20 protein-coding genes are annotated in these 25,445 nt (G+C 64.5%); 9 read left to right on the top strand and 11 right to left on the bottom strand.

What is annotated here, in order from left to right:
• The first annotated feature begins 3 nt into the window (after positions 1-3).
• Complete coding sequence (locus AC1DXS_RS11270; protein ID WP_477737595.1) at positions 4-618, top strand: YqhA family protein; 615 nt, start codon at positions 4-6, stop codon at positions 616-618.
• A 3-nt stretch (positions 619-621) separates the two neighbouring features.
• Here AC1DXS_RS11270 and nhaA read toward each other — a convergent pair whose 3' ends face one another.
• Positions 622-1,815, bottom strand: a complete 1,194-nt coding sequence (gene nhaA, locus AC1DXS_RS11265) for a Na+/H+ antiporter NhaA (RefSeq protein WP_477737594.1) — start codon at positions 1,813-1,815, stop codon at positions 622-624.
• Positions 1,816-1,874: 59 nt separating this feature from the next.
• On the bottom strand, positions 1,875-3,266 hold the full coding sequence (fumC, locus tag AC1DXS_RS11260) for a class II fumarate hydratase (protein WP_477737593.1): 1,392 nt from the start codon (positions 3,264-3,266) through the stop codon (positions 1,875-1,877).
• A 403-nt stretch (positions 3,267-3,669) separates the two neighbouring features.
• Here fumC and AC1DXS_RS11255 point away from each other — a divergent pair, with 403 nt between their 5' ends.
• Positions 3,670-5,220: a fumarate hydratase gene (locus AC1DXS_RS11255; RefSeq protein ID WP_477737592.1), complete on the top strand. Its 1,551-nt coding sequence runs from the start codon at positions 3,670-3,672 to the stop codon at positions 5,218-5,220.
• Entirely contained in the window at positions 5,217-6,014 is a 798-nt protein-coding gene (gene murI / locus AC1DXS_RS11250; RefSeq protein ID WP_477737591.1) for a glutamate racemase, read from the top strand. Before AC1DXS_RS11255 ends, murI begins: the two co-directional genes overlap by 4 nt.
• A 42-nt stretch (positions 6,015-6,056) precedes the next feature.
• Here murI and AC1DXS_RS11245 read toward each other — a convergent pair whose 3' ends face one another.
• Positions 6,057-7,046, bottom strand: a complete 990-nt coding sequence (locus tag AC1DXS_RS11245; protein ID WP_477737590.1) for a Bug family tripartite tricarboxylate transporter substrate binding protein — start codon at positions 7,044-7,046, stop codon at positions 6,057-6,059.
• A 246-nt stretch (positions 7,047-7,292) separates the two neighbouring features.
• Positions 7,293-8,189 carry a LysR substrate-binding domain-containing protein gene (locus tag AC1DXS_RS11240; RefSeq protein WP_477737589.1) on the bottom strand — a complete coding sequence of 299 codons (897 nt, stop codon included), beginning with the start codon at positions 8,187-8,189 and terminating at the stop codon, positions 7,293-7,295.
• A 144-nt stretch (positions 8,190-8,333) separates the two neighbouring features.
• On the opposite strand from AC1DXS_RS11240, the gene AC1DXS_RS11235 reads away from it, so the two are divergent.
• From AC1DXS_RS11235 to AC1DXS_RS11215, 5 genes are all read left to right on the top strand, one after another.
• A complete protein-coding gene (locus tag AC1DXS_RS11235; RefSeq protein WP_477737588.1) occupies positions 8,334-8,924 on the top strand; it encodes a cysteine dioxygenase family protein in 591 nt (196 codons plus the stop codon).
• 58 nt (positions 8,925-8,982) lie between these two features.
• Positions 8,983-10,599 carry a rhodanese-like domain-containing protein gene (locus AC1DXS_RS11230; RefSeq protein WP_477737587.1) on the top strand — a complete coding sequence of 539 codons (1,617 nt, stop codon included), beginning with the start codon at positions 8,983-8,985 and terminating at the stop codon, positions 10,597-10,599.
• Positions 10,600-10,670: 71 nt separating this feature from the next.
• Positions 10,671-11,666 (top strand): Bug family tripartite tricarboxylate transporter substrate binding protein, encoded by a 996-nt coding sequence (locus AC1DXS_RS11225; protein ID WP_477737586.1) that lies wholly within the window; start codon positions 10,671-10,673, stop codon positions 11,664-11,666.
• Positions 11,667-11,692: 26 nt separating this feature from the next.
• The gene (gene metC / locus AC1DXS_RS11220; RefSeq protein WP_477737585.1) at positions 11,693-12,898 is read left to right on the top strand and encodes a cystathionine beta-lyase; all 1,206 of its coding nucleotides are present in this window, start codon (positions 11,693-11,695) and stop codon (positions 12,896-12,898) included.
• 80 nt (positions 12,899-12,978) lie between these two features.
• Positions 12,979-13,989: a YeiH family protein gene (locus AC1DXS_RS11215; protein ID WP_477737584.1), complete on the top strand. Its 1,011-nt coding sequence runs from the start codon at positions 12,979-12,981 to the stop codon at positions 13,987-13,989.
• Positions 13,990-14,000: 11 nt separating this feature from the next.
• Here the strand turns inward: AC1DXS_RS11215 and oppF are convergent, their stop codons facing one another.
• From oppF to AC1DXS_RS11190, 5 genes are all read right to left on the bottom strand, one after another.
• Complete coding sequence (gene oppF, locus AC1DXS_RS11210) at positions 14,001-14,999, bottom strand: murein tripeptide/oligopeptide ABC transporter ATP binding protein OppF (RefSeq protein WP_477737583.1); 999 nt, start codon at positions 14,997-14,999, stop codon at positions 14,001-14,003.
• Complete coding sequence (locus AC1DXS_RS11205; RefSeq protein WP_477737582.1) at positions 14,992-15,996, bottom strand: oligopeptide/dipeptide ABC transporter ATP-binding protein; 1,005 nt, start codon at positions 15,994-15,996, stop codon at positions 14,992-14,994. Before AC1DXS_RS11205 ends, oppF begins: the two co-directional genes overlap by 8 nt.
• A gap of 8 nt (positions 15,997-16,004) precedes the next feature.
• A complete protein-coding gene (locus tag AC1DXS_RS11200; RefSeq protein WP_477737581.1) occupies positions 16,005-16,934 on the bottom strand; it encodes an ABC transporter permease subunit in 930 nt (309 codons plus the stop codon).
• Between the two features lie 11 nt (positions 16,935-16,945).
• Positions 16,946-17,866: an oligopeptide ABC transporter permease OppB gene (gene oppB, locus AC1DXS_RS11195; RefSeq protein ID WP_477737580.1), complete on the bottom strand. Its 921-nt coding sequence runs from the start codon at positions 17,864-17,866 to the stop codon at positions 16,946-16,948.
• A 160-nt stretch (positions 17,867-18,026) separates the two neighbouring features.
• Positions 18,027-19,640, bottom strand: a complete 1,614-nt coding sequence (locus tag AC1DXS_RS11190; protein WP_477737579.1) for a peptide ABC transporter substrate-binding protein — start codon at positions 19,638-19,640, stop codon at positions 18,027-18,029.
• A gap of 479 nt (positions 19,641-20,119) precedes the next feature.
• Here AC1DXS_RS11190 and AC1DXS_RS11185 point away from each other — a divergent pair, with 479 nt between their 5' ends.
• Positions 20,120-20,743, top strand: coding sequence for an alternative oxidase (locus AC1DXS_RS11185; protein WP_477737578.1), 624 nt, complete (start codon positions 20,120-20,122; stop codon positions 20,741-20,743).
• 36 nt (positions 20,744-20,779) lie between these two features.
• On the opposite strand, the gene AC1DXS_RS11180 is transcribed toward AC1DXS_RS11185, so the two are convergent.
• Positions 20,780-22,270, bottom strand: coding sequence for an efflux transporter outer membrane subunit (locus AC1DXS_RS11180; RefSeq protein ID WP_477737577.1), 1,491 nt, complete (start codon positions 22,268-22,270; stop codon positions 20,780-20,782).
• Entirely contained in the window at positions 22,263-25,442 is a 3,180-nt protein-coding gene (locus tag AC1DXS_RS11175; protein WP_477737576.1) for an efflux RND transporter permease subunit, read from the bottom strand. Before AC1DXS_RS11175 ends, AC1DXS_RS11180 begins: the two co-directional genes overlap by 8 nt.
• Between the last annotated feature and the right edge of the window lie 3 nt (positions 25,443-25,445).

Below are 25,445 nucleotides of genomic sequence, written 5' to 3'. Positions count from 1 at the left end.
ATCATGACTGAACCCACCCAGACCCCCGCCACCGGCAAAATTTCCCCGCTGCGCCCGCTGCCCAACCTGATTTTCGCCAGCCGCTGGCTGCAATTGCCGCTCTACCTGGGGCTGATCGCCGCGCAGGCGGTGTACGTCATGCATTTCCTGGTCGAGCTGTGGCACCTGATCGAAGCCGCCTTCGGCAGCCAGGCCGCCCTGCAGTCGCTGATCACGAGCATAGGCTACAAGACCGCCATACCCGTCGCGTCCCTCAACGAGACCGTCATCATGCTGGTGGTGCTGGCCCTGATCGACGTGGTCATGATCTCCAACCTGCTGATCATGGTCATCGTCGGCGGCTACGAAACCTTTGTGAGCCGCATGAACCTCGAAGGCCACCGCGACCAGCCGGAATGGCTGAGCCATGTGAACGCCTCGGTACTCAAGGTCAAGCTGGCCACGGCCATCATCGGCATCAGCTCCATCCACCTGCTGAAAACCTTTATCAACGCCGACAACTACACCGACAAGGTGCTGATCGCGCAGACGGTGATCCACATCACCTTCCTGCTGTCGGCCATTGCGATCGCCTATACCGACAAAATCATGTCGGGCATTGCCGCGCAAAAGCACTGAGCCTCAGGCCGGCGCTTTCGTTGCGCCTGCGCTGCGCACCAGCAGCAGCGCACCCAGCGCGCCGGACAGCAGCGAACCGCAGAGCACTCCCAGCTTGAGCTGCGTTTCATAGGCTGCACCCTGGCCGGCAAAAGCCAGCGCGCCTATGAAGAGGCTCATGGTAAAACCCACGCCGCAGAGCAGGCACACACCGAAGAACTGCCGCCAGCTGGCCCCTGCCGGCAGGCGCGCACCGGCAAAGCGGATCAGCAACCAGGACGCGCCGAACACGCCTATCGCCTTGCCCACCAGCAGGCCCAGCGTGATGCCCATGGGCACGCTTTGCAGCAAGGTCGCCGGCGTCACGCCCTGCAACGGCACGCCGGCGTTGACGAAAGCGAACATGGGCAGCACCGCAAACGCCACCCAGGGATGCAGCGCATGCTCGGCCGCCTTGAGCGGCGAGCCGCCCTTGCCGTCGGACAGCGGAATCGCCAGCGCGGTGACCACCCCGGCCAAGGTGGCGTGTATGCCCGACTTGTAGACAAACAGCCAGATCACCAGCCCCACCGCGACATAGGGCGATATCGCCATGACCTTCGCGCGGTTCAGGGCCAGCAGCACCAGCACGCCCGCGCCCGCGGCGGCCAGCGCCGGCAAGGAAAGCTTGTCGGTATAAAAGAAGGCAATGATGAGGATGGCGCCCAGGTCGTCAATGATGGCGACGGCCGTCAAAAACACCTTGAGCGAGGCCGGCACCCGGCTACCCAGCAGCACCAGAATGCCCAGCGCGAACGCGATGTCGGTCGCCGCCGGAATGGCCCAGCCGCGCAGCGCGACGGAATTACCGGCATTGATCGCCACATAGATGAGCGCCGGCGCCACCATGCCGCCCAGCGCTGCACCCACCGGCAGCAGGGCCTGGCTGCGCGAAGCCAGTTCGCCGTCCAGCAGTTCGCGCTTGATCTCCAGCCCCACCAGGAAAAAAAACACCGCCATCCACAGGTCGTTGACCCAGTGCAGCAGCGACTTGGACAGCAGCAGCGCTTCGGAGCCCAAGCGCAACTCGCCGGGCAACTCCACAAAGCGCATGTAGGCTTCGCTCCAAGGCGAGTTGCTGACGATCAGCGCCAGCACGGCCGCCAGCGCCAGCACCACGCCCGACAGCGACTGCGAGTTGATGAACTGGTTCAGTGTGCGGTGGACAAATTTGAGCATTGCCTATTGTCCCAGACACGCACGGCTCGGCGGTACCGAGTGTTCCGCCTGGACGGGGGTTAAACCATATTTCCAGGCACCACCCATTTATCAAACTGTTCTGCAGTGACATGGCCCGAGGCCAACGCCGCGTCGCGCAGGCTGCTGCCTTCCTTATGCGCTTTTTTAGCGATGAAGGCGGCCTTGTCGTAGCCGATGTGGGTGTTCAGCGCCGTCACCAGCATCAGTGATCGGTCCACCAGTTCGGTGATGCGTTCGCGGTTCGGCTCTATACCCACGGCGCAGTGGTCGTTGAAGCTCACCATGCCGTCGGCCAGCAAGCGCACGCTCTGCAGGAAGTTGTGCGCCACCATGGGGCGGAAGACATTGAGCTCGAAGTTACCCGAGGCGCCGCCGAAGTTGATGGCCACGTCGTTGCCGAACACCTGGGCCGCCAGCATCGTCACCGCTTCGCTTTGCGTCGGGTTGACCTTGCCCGGCATGATGGACGAGCCGGGCTCATTCTCGGGAATGCTGAGCTCGCCGATGCCGCTGCGCGGGCCGCTGGCCAGCCAGCGCACGTCGTTGGCGATTTTCATCATGCTGGCAGCCAGGGTTTTGAGCGCGCCGTGCGCATGCACCAGGCCGTCGACCGAGGCCAGCGCCTCGAACTTGTTGGGCGCCGTGACAAAAGGCAGGCCCGTGAGCGTGGCCAGCTCGGCCGCCACCTGCACGGCATAGCCCTTGGGCGCGTTCAGGCCGGTGCCGACGGCGGTGCCGCCCAAGGCCAGTTCGCACAGGTGCGGCAAGGCGGCGCGCACATGTTTTTCGCCATGGTCCAGCTGCGCGACATAGCCCGAAAACTCCTGGCCCAGCGTAAGGGGCGTGGCGTCCTGCAGGTGAGTGCGGCCAATCTTGACGATGCCGTCGAAATCTTTGGCCTTTTTCGCCAGCGTGGCGCGCAGCTTCGCGATGGCCGGCAGCAGCTTGTGAGTCAGCGCCTCCACCGCGGCCACATGCATGGCGGTCGGGAACACATCGTTGGACGACTGGCTGCGGTTCACGTCGTCGTTGGGGTGCACCAGGCGGCCTTCGCCGCGCTCGCCGCCCAGGATTTCACTGGCGCGGTTGGCCAGCACTTCATTGACATTCATATTGGTCTGCGTGCCCGAGCCGGTCTGCCAGACCACCAGGGGGAACTCGTCCGCGTGTTTGCCCGCGATCACCTCGTCGGCCGCCGCCACGATGGCATTTGTCTTTTTCTCGTCCTGCAAGCCCAACGCATGGTTGACCTTGGCGGAGGAACGCTTGACCTGGGCCAGCGCCTTGATGATCTCGCGCGGCTGCTGCTCGCCCGAGATGTCGAAGTTCTGCAGCGAACGCTGCGTCTGCGCGCCCCAGAGTTTGCCGGCCGGCACTTCGATGGGGCCAAAGGTATCGCGCTCGGTGCGCGTGCTGCTGCTTGTCGTCATGGAATATCCTGCGCTGTCAAAAAAAGGGGTAAGAACCTGTTCACGGTCTAAATGAGGCCGCGTTGGGATGCAATCGGGATGAGTGGGCCGACCGGTACCGCCGCATGGGCTCATGCCCATGCAAGGGCCCGGGTGGCTCAATCGCCCGATTTCACCCCAACCCGGAGGGCAAGTGCCTTCTCGGGCGGTCTGCGGCGTTGCGGCGCTAGCCCATAGGTGAACTATGGGCGTCGCACCGCGCCTTGCATCCCATCCCGAGAAGGTGCTTGCGCGGCCCCATTTAGACCGTGAACAGGTTCTAAGTATGACCGCAGACGAGAAGAATTCTCATCTGAGGGGTTTTGCGAAGACGGATAATTGCAAGGTTTGCCCGAAATCCCCAAAACGACGACCCCACCCCACCATGACCACGATCAAGCAAGCCGACCTCATCGAATCCGTAGCCGCCGCGTTGCAGTACATCAGCTACTACCACCCCACGGACTACATCGCCCACCTGGCGCGCGCCTATGAGCGCGAGCAAAGCCCGGCGGCCAAGGACGCGATCGCGCAGATCCTAACCAACAGCAAGATGAGCGCCACCGGCCAGCGCCCCATCTGCCAGGATACCGGCATCGTCAACGTGTTCCTCAAGGTCGGCATGGACGTGCGCTGGGAAGGCTTCACCGGCAGCCTTGACGACGCCATCAACGAAGGCGTGCGCCGCGGCTACAACCACCCCGACAACACCCTTCGCGCCTCGGTCGTCGCCGACCCGCAGTTCGAGCGCAAGAACACCAAGGACAACACGCCGGCCGTGATCTTCACCGAACTGGTGCCCGGCAACAAGGTCGACGTGACCGTCGCGGCCAAGGGCGGCGGCAGCGAAAACAAAAGCAAGATGGTGATGCTCAATCCCGGCGACTCGGTGGTCGATTGGGTGCTCAAGACTGTGCCCACCATGGGCGCCGGCTGGTGCCCGCCCGGCATGCTGGGCATAGGCATTGGCGGCACCGCAGAGAAAGCCGTGCTGATGGCCAAGGAAAGCCTGATGGACGACCTTGACATGTACGAGCTGCAGGCCAAATCGTCCTCGGGTACGGCGCTCACCAAAACCGAAGAGCTGCGCCTGGAACTGTTCGAGAAAGTCAACGCGCTGGGCATAGGTGCGCAAGGCCTGGGTGGCCTCACCACCGTGCTCGACATCAAGATCAAGATGTACCCCACGCACGCGGCCAGCAAGCCCGTGGCCATGATCCCCAATTGCGCCGCCACGCGCCACGCGCACTTTGTGATGGACGGCAGCGGCCCGGTCTACCTGGACCCGCCTTCGCTGGACCTGTGGCCCAACGTGAACTGGGCGCCCGACTACAACAAGAGCAAAAAGGTCGACCTCAACACGCTCACGCGGGAAGAAGTCGCCAGCTGGAAACCCGGCCAGACCCTGCTGCTGAGCGGCAAGATGCTGACCGGCCGCGACGCCGCGCACAAGCGTATCCAGGGCATGCTGGCCAAGGGAGAAAAGCTCCCGGTCGATTTCACCAACCGTGTCATTTACTACGTCGGCCCGGTCGATCCGGTGCGCGACGAAGCCGTGGGCCCCGCCGGCCCGACCACCGCCACCCGCATGGACGGCTTCACGGAAATGATGCTGGCTGAAACCGGCCTGATCTCCATGATCGGCAAGTCCGAGCGCGGCCCGGTCGCCATCGAGGCCATCAAGAAACACAAGAGCGCCTACCTGATGGCCGTCGGCGGCGCCGCCTACCTGGTCAGCAAGGCCATCAAGACCGCCAAGGTGATCGGCTTTGCCGACCTGGGCATGGAAGCGATTTACGAATTCGACGTGGTGGACATGCCGGTCACCGTCGCCGTCGATGCGGGCGGCACCAGCGCCCACATCACCGGCCCGGCCGAGTGGCAGAAAAAAATCGCCACCGGCGAATTCAAGAACATTCCCGTCGCTGCGGCGTGACGCAAAGCCAGGCTGGCGCCGACCGGCCGGTCGGCGTGTTCGACAGCGGCGTGGGCGGCCTCAGCATCCTCAAGGCGCTGCGAGCACAACTGCCTATAGAGTCCTTTGTCTATCTTGCCGATGCAGGCTTTGCGCCCTACGGTGAGCGCGGCGATGCTTTTGTGATTGAGCGCACTCGAGCGGTCGTGCGCAAACTGCGCGACGAACATGCCATCAAGGCGCTGGTGATCGCCTGCAACACCGCGACTGCGGCGGCAGTCCACCTTGTACGAACCGAACACCCCGACCTGCCGCTGGTCGGGGTGGAACCGGCACTCAAGCCGGCAGTCGCCTTGAGCAAGACACGGCGCATCGGCGTGATGGCAACGCGCGTCACGGTGACCAGCACCAAGCTGCGCGTATTGCATGACTCGCTCAAAGACCGGGCCGATTTCATCCTGCAGCCCTGCGATGGGCTGGCCGATGCGATACAGAACCATGATGTGGCCCGGGTCCGCGCGCTGTGCGAGCAATACACCCAGGCGATAGGCCCCTTCGGCGGCGGCGCAGGAGAAGTCGACACCCTGGTGCTGGGCTGTACGCACTACGCTTTTGCGTGGGACACATTGCAGGCCCTGGTGGGCCCGGATGTCGGCTTGATTGAAACCGGCGAGCCGGTGGCGCGGCAGACGCGCCGCCTGCTTGAGGCTGCCGGACAATTGCGGCCCGGCGATCTGCCCGGCCACACCACTTTGCTGACCACAGGCTCGCAGCAGGCGCTGCAAGCGGCAGCCCAGCGCTGGCTGGGCCTGTAGCGCCGGCGCTGTTGCCGGCGCTCACCGCCTTTCAGACGCCGCTTATTGCGGCTTCAGGCCGACGTTGCGCGCCAGGGTACGCCAGCGCTCGGATTCCGAACGCAGGAAGCTGCGCAGCTGGTCGCGCGAGGTACCCTTCATTTCCACACCCAGGGCGGACATCTTCTCGACCACCTTCAAGTCCGACATCGCGGACAGAAGTTCCAGGCGAAGGCGTTCAGTGACTTCGAGCGGCGTGGTCGCCGGTGCCACCAGCGCCCACCACTGGGCCACGTCCATGTTTTTCAGGCCCAGTTCCGTCATCGTCGGCAGCGAGCGCAGGATGGGAACATCGGAACGCTTGCGGCCCGTCACCGCCAGTGCCTTGACCTTGCCGGCAGCCATCAGGCTGGAGCCGGTCGCCAGAGTGGCGAAGTAAGAAGACACTTGGCCGGCGGCCAGGTCCACCATGGCCGGCGCGCCGCCGCGGTAGGGCACCATGTTGAACTTGACTTTGGTTTCCTGCGAAAACAGCTCGCCTACCAGGTGGCTGATGGAGCCCGTACCGCTGTTCGCCATGGCGGACGGCCCGCCCTTGGGGTTGGAAACGGATTTCAGAAAGCCCTTGAAGTCGGCGACTTCAGGGCCGGTGAACAGCACCATCGGCGAGGTGCCCACCAGTGTGACCGGCGTGAAATCGCGCAGGATGTCGTAGGGCAGGTTGGCGACAACCGCAGGCGCGTACACATGCGAGAGTTCGACGATCGCCAGGGTGTAACCATCGGGCGCCGACTTGGCGGCCTGGTCAATGCCGACGTGGCCGGCGCCGCCCGGCTTGTTGTCCACGATCACGGGCTGCTTCAAGCTGTCGCTCAGGCGCTGCGCCAGCACGCGGGTGATGGCATCGGTACTGCCGCCTGCCGCCCAGGGCACGATGATCTTGATGGGTTTGTCGGGATAGGCTGCCCAAGCAGGTGCGGCGCCGAGCGCCAGGGTGGCAGCGGAACCAGCAAGCAGCGTACGGCGCTTGATGGGGAATTTTGAAACGGACATTAACACTCACTCCTTGCATTGTTCTCATACACGTCCGATGACCCCGGCCATGCCGGGCATCATCAGCGTGAGGCAAGCGTACACCGTGCCGATGCAAGTCCCGCATTCGTTCGCGAGTTTGGTCGCTTCATGTGGCTTGCGTCCAACATTTGCTTACGGGTTCGTCGTTACGATCGCGCACGCTTGTTGTGCAAGTAAGTAAAAAGTAGAAGCTGTCGATTCATCCCAGGTTGAACATTGCCGCACTCACCCTGCCTTGCCTGCAGGTAGCGCTGGGTCCGCCGCGTTGCGAATCAAACCAAGGTTGGCCTTCAGCATGTCAAACACTTTGCGCGTGACCGGGTTGATGACATTCCTGCGAATGAACAGGTAGTAGTCAAGGTCGGGCAAGCGCGGCAGGCCGTCGTTCTCGCCGAGCACGCGCAGCTCGGGGCCCGCAGTTTCAATGCCGCGCGCGGTCACGCCGAGGCCGGCGCGAAGCGCGGCCTTGATGCCGATCAGGCTGGACGCGGTGTACTTGGGGGACCACGGGATGCCCGCCGCATCCAGTGCCTCGCGCGCCAGCCGGTGAAACACGCTGGGCCCGTCCACCAGGATCAGCGGCACCGGCTTGGCCCGGTCATGCACATAGCTGGCCGAACACAGCCACACCGTGGGCGATGTGCGCAGCACCACGCCTTCCAGGCCCGGGTCGTTGCGATTGGAAATGCTCATGTCGATTTCGCCGCGCTTGAGAGACTCCATCAGGAAGGGGCTGCGCCCCACGTGGATGTCGAGCTGCAGCAGCGGCGACACGCGCGCCACCTGCGCCAGCAGCGTGGGCAGCATGTTGTCGGCGACGTCGTGCGGCGCGCCTATGCGCAACACGCCCTCGAGGTTGCCCTGCTGCAGGCTGCGCAGCGCATCGTCATTGATGGCCAGCAGATGGCGCGCGTACTCGAGCAGCTTGTGCCCGTGCGAGGTGAGGCGCTTGCTGCGCCCGTGTTTTTCAAACAGCGGGTGGCCGATCTGGTCCTCCAGGCGCTGCATCTGCTGCGTCACCGCCGACTGCGTCTTCCCAAGTTGGACGGCGGCGCCGGCAAAGCTGTCGTGCTCGACGACGGCGACCAGCGACCTCAGCAACTCCAGATCAAGGGTTTTCATGCCGGGGTCTCCTCAGTACTGCGCTTGGCGGCTATTTTCATATTACAAATGCTAATGCGTTTATCTGGATTTCTGGGTTGTTTGAAAAATACGGCTTGACTATATTCGGAACATCAAACTGAAACCTTACTCAGGAAACGTCCCATGAATGCAGTAGCGACAGAACGCAGCCAGGTGGTTGGCGCCGCCATCCAAAACATTAAACTTATTGTTGGAAGCGGCGAAGCCAATCGCCAGTCCCTGGCCAAGGTGCTTGCCGTGCTGAACCAGCTGGCTGACCGCAAGGAACTGTGGAACGAGGCCGAATTCAACGCCCCTGTCAGCCCTGAACTGCAGGCGCGATACCTGATCGCCGAAGACGCGGACCAGAGCTTCGCGCTCTACCTCAACGTGATGCGCCCCGGCAAACGCATCGTGCCGCACAACCACACCACCTGGGCCTGCATCAGCGCCGTGGAAGGCACGGAGCTCAACCGCGTGTACGAGCGCCAGGATGACGGCTCCGTGCCGGGCAAGGCGCAGCTCAAGGAAGTCAGCTCCGTCGTGGTCGAGCCCGGCACGGGCATTGCACTGCTGCCGGAAGACATTCACTCGGTGGAGATTCCCGCAGGCCAGGTGATACGCCACCTGCACATGTACGGCCGCGCGCTCGAGACCCTGACCTCGCGCACCAGCTACGACATGGAAAAAGGCACGTACGAAACCATGGGCATTGGCGTGCAGACCCGCCGCTGAGCGCCCCCGGTATTTCACGCTCCTTCCCGAATCTCCCGAACCCACACACATTTATTCCATGACACGTTTTGTAGACGCGGCCACGCTCAAAGCCTGGCTGCACGACGGCGAAGAAATCGCCCTGTTCGATGTTCGCGAGCACGGCCAGTACGGCCAGTCGCATTTGTTTTACGGCATCCCCATGCCCTACAGCCGGCTCGAGCTGGACGCGCCGCGCCTGGCGCCGCGCAAGGGTGTGCGGCTGGTGGCCTATGACGACGACGGCAAGGGCGCAGCACCCCTGGCCGCGAGCCGCCTGGAAGCAATCGGCTATACCGACGTGCAGGTGCTGCAAGGCGGCACGGCCGGATGGAAGGCTGCCGGCTTCGCATTGTTTGCCGGCGTCAACGTGCCGTCCAAGACTTTCGGCGAGCTGGCCGAGCAGGTCTACCACACGCCCCGCGTCAGCGCGACCGAACTGGCGGCCATGATCGAACGCAAGGACGATGTGGTGGTGCTGGACGGGCGTCCGTTCTCGGAATTTCGCAAGATGAACATCCCGACGGCGATCAGTTGCCCCAACGGCGAACTCGCCCTGCGGATCCGCGACCTGGTCCCCAGCGAGAGCACCCACATCGTGATCAACTGCGCGGGCCGCACGCGCAGCATCATTGGCGCGCAGACGCTGATCAACCTGGGCGTGCGCAACCCCGTATCGGCGCTCGAAAACGGCACCCAGGGCTGGTACCTGGCCGACTTCAAACTTGAGCATGGCGGCACGCGGCGCTACCCTGAATCCGCCCAGCCCACCGGAACCGCTGACATGCGCGCAGCAGCCCAGGCACTGGCGCAGCGCTTCAATGTACCCGTCATCAATGCACAGACCGTTCGCGAATGGGCCGGCGATACGCGGCGCACGCTCTTTTTGTGCGACGTCCGCAGCCCCGAAGAATTCGCGCAAGGCAGCCTGCCGGGCGCGCAGCACACACCAGGCGGTCAGTTGATCCAGGCCACCGACCAGTATGTGGGCGTGCGCAAGGCACGCCTCGTGCTGTTCGACACCGACGGCATGCGCGCACTCACGGTGGCCAGCTGGCTGCGCCAGCTGGGCCACGATGCCAGCGTGCTGGAGCAAGGCCTGTCCAGCGGCCTGGCCTTGCCCGCGCCGGCGCCCGTGGCCTTGCCCGCGCCGGCGCCCGTGGCATTGCCCGCGCTGCCCGCCACCAGCGCACAGGTGTTGATGGACGGCCTGGCCGACGGCAGCGTTTGCGCCATAGACCTGCGCCCCAGCATGCAGTTCCGCCAGAAACACATCGCGGGCACGCGCTGGACGATTCGCCCGCGCCTGGCGCAGGCGCTGGCCGGTGAACACCGCCCGGTGGTGCTGATTGCCGACGAACCCGCGCTAGCAGCTTGCGCGGCCGTGGACCTGCAGGCACTGGGCCTGAAGGCCAGCCTGCTGGAAGGCGGCTTCGATGCCTGGCGCGCCGCCGGCCTGCCGCTGCAGGCATCGGAAAACATTCCGGCCGACAGCGACTGCATCGACTACCTGTTCTTCGTGCACGACCGGCACGATGGCAACAAGGAAGCAGCCCGCCAGTACCTGGCCTGGGAAGTCAACCTGATCGGGCAACTCGACGCACAGGAACTCCAGGCCTATCAACTGCCCGAAGCCGCTCCGCACGCCCACGCCTGAGTCCCCGCCGGCGCGGCCGGCGACCTCGCCCTTCCTTTCTATTGTTTGCTTCCCTTCATTCAGGAGCCCCCATGCTTGCCCAGCTGAAATTCACCGCCGCCTCTTTTTGCTGCGCCCTGCTCGCCGTGCACGGCGCCGCGTCCGCGCAACCCATGCCCCAGGTCGGCGGCTTCCCCAACCAGCCCATTAAATTCGTATCGCCCTTCCCCGCCGGCGGCGGCAATGACGCTACGACGCGTTTTGTGACCACCCGCCTGTCCGACATCACCGGCCAGACCGCGGTCGTCGACAACCGCGGCGGCGCCGGCGGCAACATCGGCGCCAAGGCCGTGGCCGACGCCAAACCCGATGGCTACACCGTGCTCACGGGCCAGGTCTCTCTGATGGCCGTGAACCCAACCCTCTACGCTTCGCCGGGCTTCGATCCGCTGAAGAACTTTGTGCCCATCACCCAGATCAACGCCGCGCCCCTGGTGCTGGTGGTGCCCAGCAATTCGTCCTTGAAGAGCTTTGCCGACCTGGCTGCGCAAACCAAGGCCCCCGGCGGGCGCGTCACCTATGCCACGCCCGGCAACGGCACGCTCTCGCACCTGGTCGGCGTGGTCCTGGAAAAAGACAGCGGCATCGGCATGACCCACGTGCCCTACAAAGGCGCTGCGCCCGCCATCACCGACCTGCTGGGCGGCCAGGTGGACGTGCTCATCACCTCCACCGCCTCGGTGTCCAGCTTCATCCAGAACGGCAAGATGCGCGCACTGGCCGTCACCAGCCCGCGCCGCATCGGCGTGTTCACCAAGGTGCCCACGCTGGAAGAGCTGGGCTACAAGAACACCACCTTTGAAGACTGGTACGGTTTCTTCGCACCGGCCGGCACGCCTCCTGAACGCGTGGCCTACCTGCACGACAGCATCGTGCGTTCCCTGAAGACGCCGGAAGTCAGCAAGCTGATCACCGACGGCGGCAGCGAAGTGGTCGGCAACACGTCGGCGGCTTTTGCCGCGCAGCTCAAGGCCGACATCGCCCGCTGGTCGCGCGTCGTCAAACTCTCGGGCGCCAAGCTAGACTGAGCCCTCATTCAACCAGGCTTTCCGACATGAGCAAACCATCTCCACAGGCCAAGCTGCCCAGCCCTTCCCCCCTGACCCGCCTGGTGCACGCCGGAAAGCAGCCGGCTTTTGAGGGTGGGCGACCGGTCAACCCGCCCGTGGTGCGCGCCAGCACCGTGCTGTTCGACAACACGGCGCATCAGCGCGAGATGCGCCAGCGGCGCGGCGAGGAACGCGTATTCACCTACGGCGCGCGCGGCAACCCGACCAACTACGCGCTGGAAGACATGGTCAGCGAGCTCGAAGGCGCTTACCGCACACGGCTTTTCCCGACAGGCCTGGCTGCCATCGCGATGACGCTGCTGGCTTACCTCAAGCCCGGCGACCATGTGCTGATGTCGGACAGCGTCTACGAGCCGGCGCGCAAGCTGGTCGAGTCCTTCCTCACGCCCTACAACATCCGCTGCACTTTTTTTGCGGCCGACGGCAGCGACGTGGAAGAGAAGTTCGAAGCCGGCACGCGCATGGTTTACACCGAATGCCCGGGCTCGCTCGTGTACGAGATGTGCGACCTGCCGCGCCTGGCCGCCATCGCCCATGCGCGGGGCGCCCTGCTGGTGGCCGACAACACCTGGGGATCCGGCTACCAGTACCGGCCACTGGCGCTGGGTGCCGACGTGTCCGTCATGGCCGCCACCAAATACCTGTCGGGCCATTCCGACGTCATGATGGGCACCGTCGCCACCACGCAAGCCGCCTGGCAGGCGCTCAATGAGCGCAGCGACGCCTTCGGCATGACGGTGAGCCCCGACGACGCATGGCTGGTGCTGCGCGGCACGCGCAGCATGGCGGCGCGCCTGGCCGTGCACGAAGCCGGCGCCCTGAAAGTAGCGGCCTGGCTGCAAGCGCGCAGCGAAGTGGCGACTGTGTTCTGCCCGGCCCTGCCCAGCGACCCCGGCCACGCCCTCTGGAAACGCGACTGCAAAGGCACCAACGGCCTGCTGTCTTTCGAGCTTCAGCCGCCATTCGATCAAGCCGCTGCCGAGCGACTGATCGACGGCCTGCGGTTGTTCGGCCTGGGCGCATCCTGGGGCGGTTACGAAAGCCTGGTCACGCTGGCCAACCTGCGCAATGCACGCAGCGTGACCGACTGGTCGGGCCGCGGCCAGATCATCCGGCTGCACATCGGGCTCGAAGACCCGGCCGACCTGCTGGCCGATTTGCAGCAGGGCTTTGCCGCGCTGCAAGCCTGACGACCGGGGCCTTTGAGCCCCACGCCTCTTCCGCGCCTTCGAGGCGTCCCTCCCTTCTTTTTTTACGAGGTTGCACGACCATGCTCAGCGCTGCGCGTCCCTGGCTTCTTCACGCCCGCAGCCTGTGGCCAGGCCTGGCTTTACCCCTGCTCATCATGCTGGGCGCGACCTTTCTCTCAGAGCACTACGGCGGCCCGCAACTGCTGTACGCACTGCTGTTCGGCCTGGCTTTTCACTTCCTCTACCAGGACGCGCGCTGCCGGCCCGGCATCGAGTTCTGCGCCAGGACGCTGCTGCGCATAGGCGTAGCCTTGCTGGGCGCGCGCATCACGCTGGCGCAAATCGGGCAACTGGGCATGGGGCCGCTAGCTACCGCGGTGATCGCCGTTGCCAGCGCCATCGCGCTGGGCGCCTGGCTGGCGCGCCGCCTGGGTTTAGGCACCGACTTCGGCCTGCTGTGCGGCGCGGCGGTGTCCATCTGCGGCGCATCGGCGGCCCTGGCCGTGGCGGCGGTCATGCCCAAAACGCAGGACAACGAACGCCACACGCTGCTGACCGTGGTCGGCGTCACCGGCCTGTCGACGCTGGCCATGGTGGTCTACCCGCTGCTGGCAAAAATTTTGCGGCTGGATGACAGCGGCGCCGGCATCTTCCTGGGTGGCACCATCCACGACGTGGCGCAGGTGGTGGGCGCGGGCCTGATGATGTCGCACGAAACCGGCGACGTCGCGGTGATCGTCAAGCTGTTCCGTGTCACTTTGCTGGTGCCCGTGGTCGCCGTTCTGGCCTGGTACTGGCGCAGGCGAAGCAGCACCGGCGATGCCGGCCCGCGCACGCCGCTGCTGCCCTTTTTCCTGGTCGGCTTCATGGCGCTGGTGCTGGCCAACAGCCTGGGCGTGGTCACGCCGCGGCTCAACGAAGCACTTGGCCAGGTCTCGCGTGTCTGCCTGGTGGTCGCCATCGCGGCCCTGGGTATCAAGACTTCCTTCGAAGAACTCGTCAAGCTGGGCTGGCGGCCCATGGCCCTGATGCTGATCGAGACCTTATGGCTGGTGGCTATTTTTGCGGTCTACCTGTGCCTTATCAGGTGAGCAAGCGCTGATCAGGCCAGCAAACAGGCCGCTTCCGTCTGCTCGCTGAGGCGACGCAGCGCCGGCACCTCCTCGGCGCAGCGCGCGATCGCCAGCGGGCAGCGCGTGCGGAACACACAGCCCGAAGGCGGCGCCATGGGTGACGGCAGGTCGCCCTGCAGCAACTGGATCACCTTCTTGCGCTCCAGCGCCGGGTCGGGAATCGGGATAGCCGACAGCAAGGCCTGGGTGTAGGGATGGCGCGGCGCGGCATACAGCGCTTTTTTGTACGCGACTTCCATCTCATGCCCGAGGTACATCACGAGAATGCGGTCGCTGATGTGTTTGACGACGGCCAGGTCGTGGGCGATGAAGATCAGCGCCAGGCCCATGGACTTTTGCAGCTCCTTGAGCAGGTTGATGATCTGCGCCTGGATGGAAACGTCGAGTGCCGACACCGGCTCGTCGCAGATGATGAGCTTGGGCTCCAGGATCAGGGCCCGCGCAATGCCTATGCGCTGACACTGGCCGCCCGAGAACTCGTGCGGGTAGCGGTTGATCTGCTGCGGCATCAGCTCGACGCGGCCCATCATGGCCTTGACGCGCTGCATCACTTCGGCCTCGGGCATGGCCGGGCGATGCGTACGCAACGGCTCGGCGATGATCTGCGCAATGGTCATGCGCGGGTCCAGCGAGGCCAGCGGATCCTGGAAGATCATCTGGATGTCCGCCCTGGCCGCCTGCCAGGCGTCGCTGGAGGCCGTGGTCATCTCCCGGCCCATCCAGGCAATGCTGCCGGCGGTGGCCGGGATCAGGTTCAGCACCGCGCGCGCCAGCGTCGATTTGCCGCAACCCGACTCGCCCACCACGCCCAGGGTTTCACCGGCGTGGATGTCGAAGGAAATGCCGTCCACCGCCTTGAGGATGCGGGCCGGCGACCAGGGCCAGGCGCCGCCCGCCTTGATCCGGAAGTAAACCTTGAGGTCGCGCACCGACAGGATGGGAGCGATCAGAGAACTCGCCTCATGCATGGGCAACCCCCTTCCCTGACAGTTCCGAGACGGCTTCCACAGAACGGTGGCAGGCCCTGAGCACGGCCGCATCGTGCGCGGCTGGCAGCAGCGCCGGAAGCACTTCGTGGCATTGCTCGCTGGCCAGTGTGCAGCGCTCGCTGAACGGGCAACCGCTGGGGAGCTTGGCCATATTGGGCGGCGCTCCGGGAATGGCGACCAACGCCTCGTCGTCCGCGTCCAGCCGTGGTATGGCACCCAGCAGCCCCACCGTATAAGGGTGCGAGGCGCGGTAAAAAATACTGTCGGCGCTGCCCTGCTCCATCACGCGCCCGCCGTAAAGCACCATCACCTCGTCACACAGACCCGCCACCACGCCCAGGTCGTGCGTGATCATGACGATCGCGGTGCCGAAGTCACGCTGCAGCTCGCGCAGCAAGGCGATGATCTGCGCCTGCACCGTGACGTCCAGCGCGGTCGTGGGCTCATCGGCGATCAGCACTTCGGGTTCGCACAGCAGAGCCATGGCGATCATTACGCGCTGGCGCATACCGCCCGAAAACTCATGCGGGTACAGGGTGATGCGGCCCGCCGCATCGGGAATCTTGACAGCATCCAGCAGTTGCACTGAACGGGCGCGCGCCGCCTTGCGGTCCAGGCCCTTGTGGAACTGCAGCACTTCGGTCATCTGCCGCTCCACCGTCAGGTAAGGGTTGAGCGAGGTCATGGGGTCCTGGAAGATCATGGCCACGCGGTTGCCGCGAATCTTGTTGAGCTCGGCCGGCTTCATGGCCAGCAGGTCGCGGCCCTGGTACAGGGCCTGGCCGGTGGCTTTGCCGTTACTCGCGAGCAAGCCCATCATGGCCAGCACGCTCTGGCTTTTGCCGGAGCCACTTTCGCCGACGATCCCCAGGGTCTGGCCCCGGTCCAGCGCAAAGTTGATGCCGTTGACGGCGTAGACCGGTCCGTCCTGGGTCTGGAATTGCACGCCAAGGTTGTTGACTTCAATCAGGCTCATGGTGCGGCTCAGCGTTCCTTGGGGTCCAGCGCGTCGCGCAGGCCGTCCCCGATGTAGTTGAAGCAGTAGAGGGTCAGCGACAGCAGGCAGGCCGGGAACAGCAGCATCCAGGATGAAACTTCCATGACGGATGCACCATCGTGGATCAGCACGCCCCAGCTTGTCATCGGCTCCTGGATGCCCAGACCCAGGAAGGACAGCACCGACTCGACCAGGATCACGGCCGGCACGGTGACCGTGGTGTAGATCACCACGATGCCCAGCAGGTTGGGCACGATGTGCTGGAAGATGATCCGCCGCGTCGGCACGCCCAGCGCGCGCGCCGCCTCAATGAACTCCCGCGAACGCAGCGACAAGGTCTGGCCGCGCACCACGCGCGCCATGTCCATCCAGGAGAACACCGTGATGGTGATCACCACCAGGTAAAAGGCGCGCCCCAAAATGGTCACCATCAGGATGGCGATCAGCAGATAGGGCACGGCGTACATCATGTCGACCACGCGCATCATGAAGGCATCCACCTTGCCGCCGATGAAGCCCGCCGTCGCGCCCCAGACGATTCCCAGGGTAACGGCCGACAGCGTTGCCAGAAAACCCACCATGAGCGACACGCGGCCGCCGACCAGGCTGCGCACCAGCAGGTCGCGGCCGGATTCGTCGGTGCCGAAAAAATGCGCGTTCTTGAGCGTGGGCGGCAGGCTCATGGCGTCCCAGTCTGCGGCGTCAAAGGCGTGCGGCAGAAGCCAGGGCCCGGCGATACAGCACAGCGTGATGAAAGCCAGCAGGCCGAGGCTGAACACCGCCGCCTTGTTGCGCAAAAAGCGCACGCGCGCATCGGCCCAGGGGCTGCGCCCCGCAATGTCGGCCGGCGCCGTTTGCAGGGCATTGCCCAGCGCCGCGGCCAGCCGGTCCTGTTTGTCTTTGTTCCTGAACAACATGGCGCTTCGCTTCAGTACCGGATCTTCGGGTCAAGCAAGGCATAAGCCAGGTCGACCAGCAGGTTCAGCGTCACGGCGATCACGGTCACCAGCACCACCAGGCCCAGCACCAGGGTGTAGTCGCGGTTGGCCGCGCCGTTGACGATCAGCTTGCCGATGCCCGGAAGCGAGAACACCGACTCGGTCACGATGGCCGAGGTGATCGAGGAAATCGCCAGCGGGCCCATGACGGACACCACTGGCAGCAGCGCGGGCTTGAGGGCGTGGCGCAGGATGATGGTGCGCGTGGGCAGGCCCTTGGCGCGCGCGGTGCGTATGAAGTTGCTGTGCAGCACCTCGATCAGGCTGCCGCGCATGACGCGCCCTATCGTGGCCACGTTGATGAGTATCAGCAGCAACATGGGCAGCACCATGAAGCGAGGCGAGAAATCATCCCAGCCCCCGGCCGGCGCGACCTTGAGCCAGACCGCGAACACCAGGATCAGCACCGGCCCGATCACGAAGGACGGAAACACATGGCCGGCATTGCCGAGCAGCATCACGAGGTAGTCGACGACGCTGTTCTGGCGCAGAGCGGCCATGGTGCCCAGAAAGACGCCGACAAACAGCGAGATGAGGATGGCGCCACCGCCTATCGCCGCGGAAACAGGCAGCGCCTTGGCCACCAGCTCGTTGACCGACCAGTCGGCATAACGGAAGGACGCACCCAGGTCGCCGTGCAGCAGGCTGTTGAGGTAGTACAGGTACTGCTGCCACAGCGGCAGGTCGAGGTGGTATTTGGCCTGCAGGTTGGCCAGCACGGCCGCGGAGACCTTGCGCTCGTCGTCGAAGGGGCCGCCCGGCGTGCCGTGCAGCAGGAGGTAGCAGACGGTGACCACGGCCAGCAAGGTTGGGATCGTTGCGAGGACACGCCTGAAGGTGTAGGACCACATGGAATATCTCCGGGCTAGTGGGGGCGCATGAATGCGCGGGCCGGGTACAGCTTAGCCCTGAACAGCCGGTATGGCATCAGAAAATTTAAGGTGCGGTGAAAACAGGTCGTACAGCAACCGGACAGCAGGCGCGCGCGGGCGCCTGCCCCGTTGCAGCTCATCAATGCTTGATGATGTACAGGTCCTTGCCGCGGTAGCGGTCCAGCGCGTTGGTGGTCGAATATCCGCCCACATAGGGTTTGACCAGGCGCGGCACGGTGTACTGCAGCAGCGGGATGATGGGGTAGTCTTCCATGATCATCTTCGCCGCCTGGGTCAGCAGGACCTTGCGCTTGGCCGGGTCCAGCTGCTGGTTGCCTTCGTCGATCAGCGCGGAGGCCTTGCGGTTGCAGCTGTTGTGGTAGTTCTGGTCGGAGTCGCACTGCACCAGGGTCAGCCAGGTGGTGGCGTCGTTGTAGTCGGCGATCCAGCCGTTGCGGGCCATCTGGTAGTCCTTGTCGGTGCGCTTTTTGATCAGCACCTTGAACTCCATGGCCTCGAGCTCCACGTCCAGTCCCAGCTTGGTCTTCCACTCGGAAGCCGCGAAGATAGCCATCTTCTTGTGATAGTCACTGGTGTTGTAAGAGAACTTGAGCTTGGTGCCCGCCGGAAGCGCAGCTTCTTTCAGCAGTTTTTTGGCCTCGGCCACGCGTTTGTCGGCGGGCCATTTGGCCCAGTCGTAGGTGGTCACATCTGCGCCCGAAGTGCCCTTGACGATCACCCCGTAGGCCGGGGTCTGCCCGTCGGCCGTGACGCGCTGCGCCAGGATGTCGCGGTCCAGCGCCATCGACAGCGCCTTGCGCACGCGGATGTCCTTGAGGGCCGGGTCCGCATTGTTCAGCGAGTAGTAGCGCAGGCCCAGCATGTCCGTGTTGCGGATCTCTTTGGGGTACTGCGCCTTGTACTTGTCGTAGGTGCCGGGGGGAAGCTGGTAGACCCAGTCGTTTTCCCCCGACTCATAGAGCTTGACGTCGGCATTGCCGTCCTCGACCGAGAGGTAGGTGACCTTGCTGAGCTGGACGTTCTTCGCATCCCAGTACGCCGGGTTCTTGACCAGGATGATCTTGCTGTTGACCTGCCAGTCCTTGAGCGAAAAGGCGCCGTTGTTCACCATGTTGGCGGGCCGTGTCCAGTCCTTGCCGAATTTTTCGATGGTGGCCTTGTGCAGGGGCGCGAGCTGGGGGTTGGACACGACCTCGGGCAAGAAGCTGACCGGGAAAGGCGTCTTGATTTCAAGCGTATAAGGATCGACGGCCTTGACGCCGAGTTCGGTCACGGGTTTCTTGCCTTCGATAATCTCTTTCGCATTGAGCAGGAAGACGCCGTAGGTGGAGGCGTATTTCGACGCGGTCGCGGGGTCGACGAAACGGCGCATGCTGTAGATGAAATCGTCGGCGGTCACGTTGTCGCCGTTGGACCATTTGGCGTTCTTGCGCAGCTTGAAGACCCAGGTTTGCGGGTCGACCTGTTTCCAGCTCTCCGCCACGCCGGGCACGATCTTGCCGTTGTTGTCCGCGGCGCACAGGCCTTCAAACATGTCGCGGATCACGTTGTTGGCCGGCACACCGGTCGCCAGCGCGGCGTCCAGGGTTTCAGGCTCGGAGCCGTTGTTGCGGACCAGCTCCTGGGTCTCATGCAGTTTCACGCCCGCGGGTACGTTGGCCGCGACGGCCAGGCCGCCAAAGGCCAGCAGCACGGCGCCGGCCAGGGTTTTCATCGTCCAGTTTGAGTTCATGCTTGTTTGCACTCCCGAATAAAAAAACAGGCGGGCTTATGGCCCGCCGTGGTGGATGGAGCGTCTCGCCTCCCGTGAAGGCGGCTTGACGTTTGGCCTGTCAGTGGGCGGGAATATACCGCCGCCCCTGATGCCGCCCCGTAGGGAGTAACCCTTCAGCAATTACCGTGCCTTGTCGCTCAGGTGACCTGAGGGAGCTGTAGCAACTTGCGGGGATACATTCCGCACACTTGCTCACAATTGCGAACCCGGTCCAAACGCCTGCGTGGCCCATGCTGGGAACCCCTTGCATGGCATCGCAGGCATGACATGGATTTGCATACGAAAAAAGTGCTAGATGCACTTTTTCGGATATTCGTGCTTCAATGAAATTCCGCCCCCGAACCGCGGCCGGTTTGCGCTGCTCCATTTAAAGCGGCTGACTTTACGGGTCCAGTACCCCCCAACTGCAATTCGCAACCGTTCGAGGAGAAGCGTTCATGTCCTCAGCCGCATCGTTTCAGGTGCACCATGCGCCGTCGGATTTCTCGGACTGGTTTGCCTGGCGTGCGACCCGATTTTTGCGTTTTCTGGCCGACACCTTTTTTGCCGGCCGCTACGGCAACCGCGCCGTGGTGCTGGAAACCGTGGCCGCCGTACCCGGCATGGTAGGCGGCGCGCTGGTCCACCTGAAGTCCCTGCGCAGCATGAAGGGTGACGAGGGCTGGATACGCATCCTGCTGGACGAGGCGGAGAACGAGCGCATGCACCTGATGACCTTCATCCAGATCGCCAGGCCCAGCCAGCTGGAGCGCTGGATGGTGATGCTCGCGCAGGGGATTTTCTACAACCTGTTCTTCCTGCTGTACCTGCTGTCTTCGCGCACGGCGCACAGGCTGGTCGGCTACTTTGAGGAAGAGGCCGTTTACAGCTACACCGAATACCTTGCGGGCATAGACGACGGGCACTACGAGAACGTGGCCGCGCCGCAGATCGCCATCGATTACTGGAAGCTGGCCCCCGATGCACGCCTGCGCGATGTGGTGCTGGCGGTTCGTGATGACGAAGCCGGCCACCGCGACGTCAACCACGATTTCTCGAACCAGCTCAAGGCCCGGGCTTGAGCCTGCCGGCCGGCGCCACCGCCATCACCCGGCGGCTCAGCGGCTCAGCTGGGTGTCGGCCTTCAGGCTCAGGGCTTCTTCAGGGGGTGGCTCCTTCCAGCCACCGCCCAGCGTCTTGTACAGCGTGACTTGGCTTTGCAGCTGGGCCAGGCGGGTTTGCACCACGGCTTGGCGCGCGGTGAACAGCGCGCGCTGGGCGTCCAGCTGGTCCAGGTAGCTGGCAATCCCGTTCTGGTAGCGCAGGTCGGCCAGCTTGAAGCGCGTGGCTTCGGCGTTGGCCTGGGCCTGCTGGGCGCGCAGCTGCTCACCCAGGGTGGCACGGCCGGCCAGGGCATCGGCCACTTCGCGGAAAGCCGTCTGGATGGATTTTTCGTACTGGGCGATGGCGATGTCGCGCCCGGCGTTGGCTGAATCAAGGCCGGCGCGGTTGCGGCCCGCATCAAACAGCGGCAGGATCAGCTGCGGCGCCATGGTCCAGCCGTAAGAGCCGCTCTTGAACAGGCCGTTCAGGTGCGAACTGGCGCTGCCGGCGCTGGCCGTCAATGAGATGCGCGGAAAGAAAGCCGCGCGCGCCGCGCCTATGTCGGCATTGGCTGACAGCAGTTGCTGCTCGGCCTGGCGCACGTCGGGGCGGCGGGTCAGCAAATCGGAAGGCAAGCCGGGTGGCACATCAATCATCAGGGGCGCATCGGCCAGGCCTTTACCGGCCGGCAGTGCCACTGCCAGCTCACCGGTGAGTGGTTGCCCAATCAACAGGGTCAGGGCGTTTTGGTCCAGCGCGCGCTGGCGCACCTGCTGGGCCAGGGAAACGCGGGCCGCCTCGGTCAGCGACTCGGCCTGGCGGAAGTCCAGTTCGGAGCTGACGCCGTTGTCAAAACGCAGCTTGCTGAGCTTGAAGGATTCCTCCCGCGTGGCCAGCGTCTGCTGCGTGATCGCCAGCAGTTCCTCGTCGGCCAGCAGGCTCAGGTAGGTGTTGGCCACCGCGGCGATCAGGCTGATCTGGGTCGTCTTGCGCCCTTCTTCCGTCGCCAGGTACTGCGCCAGCGCCGACTCCTTGAGGGCGGCGACGCGGCCGAAGAAGTCCAGCTCGTAGGAGGTCATGATCAAACCACCGGTGTAGGAGCTGGTAATGCTGCCGTTGCCGTTGGCATTGGGCTGGCGCGAGCCGGTGATGCCGGCATTGATGGTCGGGAACTGGTCGGCGCGCCGTATCCGGTACTGCGCGCGCGCCTGCTCGATGTTGAGCACGGCGATGCGCAGGTCGCGGTTGTTGCGCAGCGCCGCGTCGATCAGTTTGCGCAGTTGCGGGTCGCTAAAGAAGGTCTGCCACTCGATGTCGGCTGCGGCCGGGGTGTTGGGGGCAGGTTGCGTCTGCGCGGACTCGGCGATCCAGCCCGAGGCGGTGGGATATTGGTCGGCCACCGGGGCGGCCGGCCGCTCGTACTTCGGGATCATGGAGCAGCCGGCGAGCAGCGCTGCCGCGCCCAGCGCCAGAAGCTGCGGGAACCTGGATGGGGATTTACTCATGGGCCTTACCTTCATTTCCTTCCTCTCCGGTGATGCCTGCCGCTTTGGCATGCTCGGAATACATCCTGTTTTGCCGTTCGCTGCCCTTGAACAGGCCGCGCACCACCACGAAGAACACGGGGACAAAAATCACCGCCAGGGCCGTGCCGGTGATCATGCCGCCTATCACGCCGGTACCGATGGCGCGCTGGCTCGCCGAGCCCGCGCCTGAGGCGATCACCAGGGGCACCACACCCAGGCCGAAAGCCAGCGAGGTCATGACGATGGGGCGGAAACGCAGGTGGGCCGCCGCCAGTGCGGACTCGATGACGCCCCTGCCCTGAGCCTGCAGGTCCTTGGCGAACTCGATGATCAGAATCGCGTTCTTCGCCGACAGGCCGATGATGGTGATGAGGCCGACCTGGAAGTAGACGTCATTCGCGTAGCCGCGGAACAGCGTGGCCAGCAGCACGCCGATGACGCCCAGCGGCACGACCAGAATCACAGCCAACGGAATGCTCCAGCTCTCATACAGCGCGGCCAGGCACAGGAACACCGCCAGAATCGCGAAGCCATAGAGCAAGGTGGCTTGCGAGCCTGCGAGTTTTTCCTCGCGCGACTGGCCCGTCCATTCAAAGCCGAAGCCTTGGGGCAGTTGGGCCGCGAGCTTTTCCATTTCGGCCATGGCGGCGCCGGTGCTGTAGCCCGGCGCGGCACTGCCGCCTATGCGCATCGCGGGGTAGCCGTTGTAGCGCACCGTCTGCATCGCGCCGGTGATCCAGCGCGTGGTGGCAAACGCCGACAGCGGCACGGGCTGCCCCTTGCTGTTGCTGGCGTTAAGCCTGAGCAGGTGGTCGGGCTGCATGCGCGACGGCGCATCGGCCTGCACCACCACACGCTGCAGGCGGCCCTGGTTCGGGAAGTCATTCACATAGCTCGAACCCAGCGAGGTCGACAGCACCGAGTTGATCGAGTCAAAGCTCACGCCCAGCGCGTTGGCCTTGTCGCGGTCGATGTCGATCTGCAGCTGCGGAGCATCTTCCAGGCCATCAGGACGGACCTGGGCGAGGACCGGACTCTTGGAAGCCATGCCCAGCAACTGGTTGCGCGCATTGACCAGCGCTTGGTGGCCTGCACCGCCACGATCCTGCAACCGGAAGCTGAAGCCCGAAGCTGTGCCCAATTCAGGAATAGGCGGCGGGCTCAGCGGATAGATGAAGGCGTCGCGCACACCCATGAGCGCACCGAAGGCGCGGCCTGCTACGGCGCTGGCCGAATGCTGCTCACCGTCGCGCTCTTTCCAGTCCTTGAGCGTCACAAAGGCGAGTGCCGCGTTCTGCCCCTGGCCCGAGAAGCTGAAGCCCAGCACGCCGACCATGCTTTCAACTTCAGGCTGCTTGAGCATGAAACCTTCGACGGTCTGCATCACCGACAGCGTGCGCTCATAGGTGGCACCCGGCGGCAGTTGCACGTTGACCAGCAGGTTGCCCTGGTCTTCATTGGGCAGGAAGGAGGTCGGCAGGCGCAGGTAGACCACCGCGACCGCGCCAATGATGGCCACGTAGATGATGAGGTAGCGCGCCGCGCGCTTGAGGATGCGCGCGACAACGCCTTCATAGCTCTTGGCGGTGCGCGAGAAGCCGCGGTTGAACCAGCCGAAGAAGCCGGTCTTGGCGTGATGGTGCCCGGCCTCGACGGGCTTGAGCAGCGTGGCGCACAAGGCCGGCGTGAGCGACAGGGCCATGAAGGCCGAGAAGGCGATGGACGACACCATCACCGCCGAGAACTGGCGGTAGATGTTGCCGGTCGAACCCGCGAAAAAGGCCAGCGGCACGAACACCGAGATCAGCACCACGGTCACGCCGATGATGGCGCCCGAAATCTGCTGCATGGCCTTGCGTGTGGCCTCCAGCGGCGGCAGGCCTTCTTCGGTCATGATGCGTTCGACGTTCTCGACCACGACGATCGCATCATCCACCACGATACCGATGACCAGCACCATGCCAAACATGGTCAGCACGTTGATCGAAAAGCCGAGCGCCAGCAAGGTGGCAAAAGTACCCAGCAGCGCGATAGGCACCACGATGGTCGGGATGATGGTGTAACGCCAGTTCTGCAGGAACAGGAACATCACCAGGAACACCAGCGCCACGGCTTCGAACAAAGTTTCAGCCACTTGCGAGATCGAGATCTTGACGAAGCGCGAGCTGTCGTAGGGGATGCTCCACTTCATGCCTTGCGGGAAGAAGCGCTCGAGCTCGGTCATCTTGGCGCGCACGGCCTGGGCCGAAGCCAGGGCATTGCCGCTGGGTGCGAGCTGCACACCGATACCGATGGCCTGCTTGCCGTTCAGGCGCGCCGAGGTCGCGTAGGACTGGCCGCCCAGTTCGATGCGCGCAACGTCTTTCAGGCGCACCGACGAACCGTCGGTGTTGGCGCGCAGCACGATGTTGCCGAACTGCTCGACGTTGCCGAGCTGGCCGTTGACCACCACGGTGGCCGCGATACCCTGCCCCGCCACGTTGGGACGGTCGCCTATGCTGCCGGCTGACACCTGGGCGTTCTGCGCACGGATCGCGGTGTTGACGTCGTTGGCCGAGAGGCTGACGCCCTGGAGCTTGGCCGGGTCCAGCCAGATGCGCATGGCGCGCTCGCTGCCGAACAGCTGGGCCTGGCCTATGCCTTTGACGCGCTGCAGCTCGGGCACGATGTTGCGCGACGCATAGTCGCCCAGCGCGATGGGGTCATGCGCGGGGTTGTCGGACGAGAGCATGGTGAACAACAGGAAGTTGGAGCGCGACTTGTCGACGCGCACGCCTTGCTGCGTCACCGCGGCGGGCAGGCGCGGCGAGGCGCGCGACAGCCGGTTTTGCACGTCCACCTGGGCCAGCTCGGCGTTGGTGCCGGGCTCAAAACTCAGCGTGATGCTGCCGGTGCCGTCGGCCTGTGCGACCGACTCCATGTAGATGAGGCCGGGCGAACCGTTCATTTCGCGCTCGATCACCGACAGCACGCTGTCTTCCAGCGTCTGGGCCGAAGCGCCCGGGTAAGCGGTGCTGACGACGATGGCGGGCGGTGCCACGGGCGGGTACTGGGCGATCGGCAGCTGCGTGATCGCCACGCCGCCCACCACCAGGATGAACAGGGCGATCACCCAGGCAAAGATCGGCCTGTCAATGAAAAACTTGGACATGTG

The sequence above is a fragment of the Polaromonas sp. P3_B1 genome, assembly GCF_056402935.1.
The sequence above is the reverse complement of the archived record's forward strand: the minus strand, read 5'-3'. Positions and strand labels throughout refer to the sequence as shown.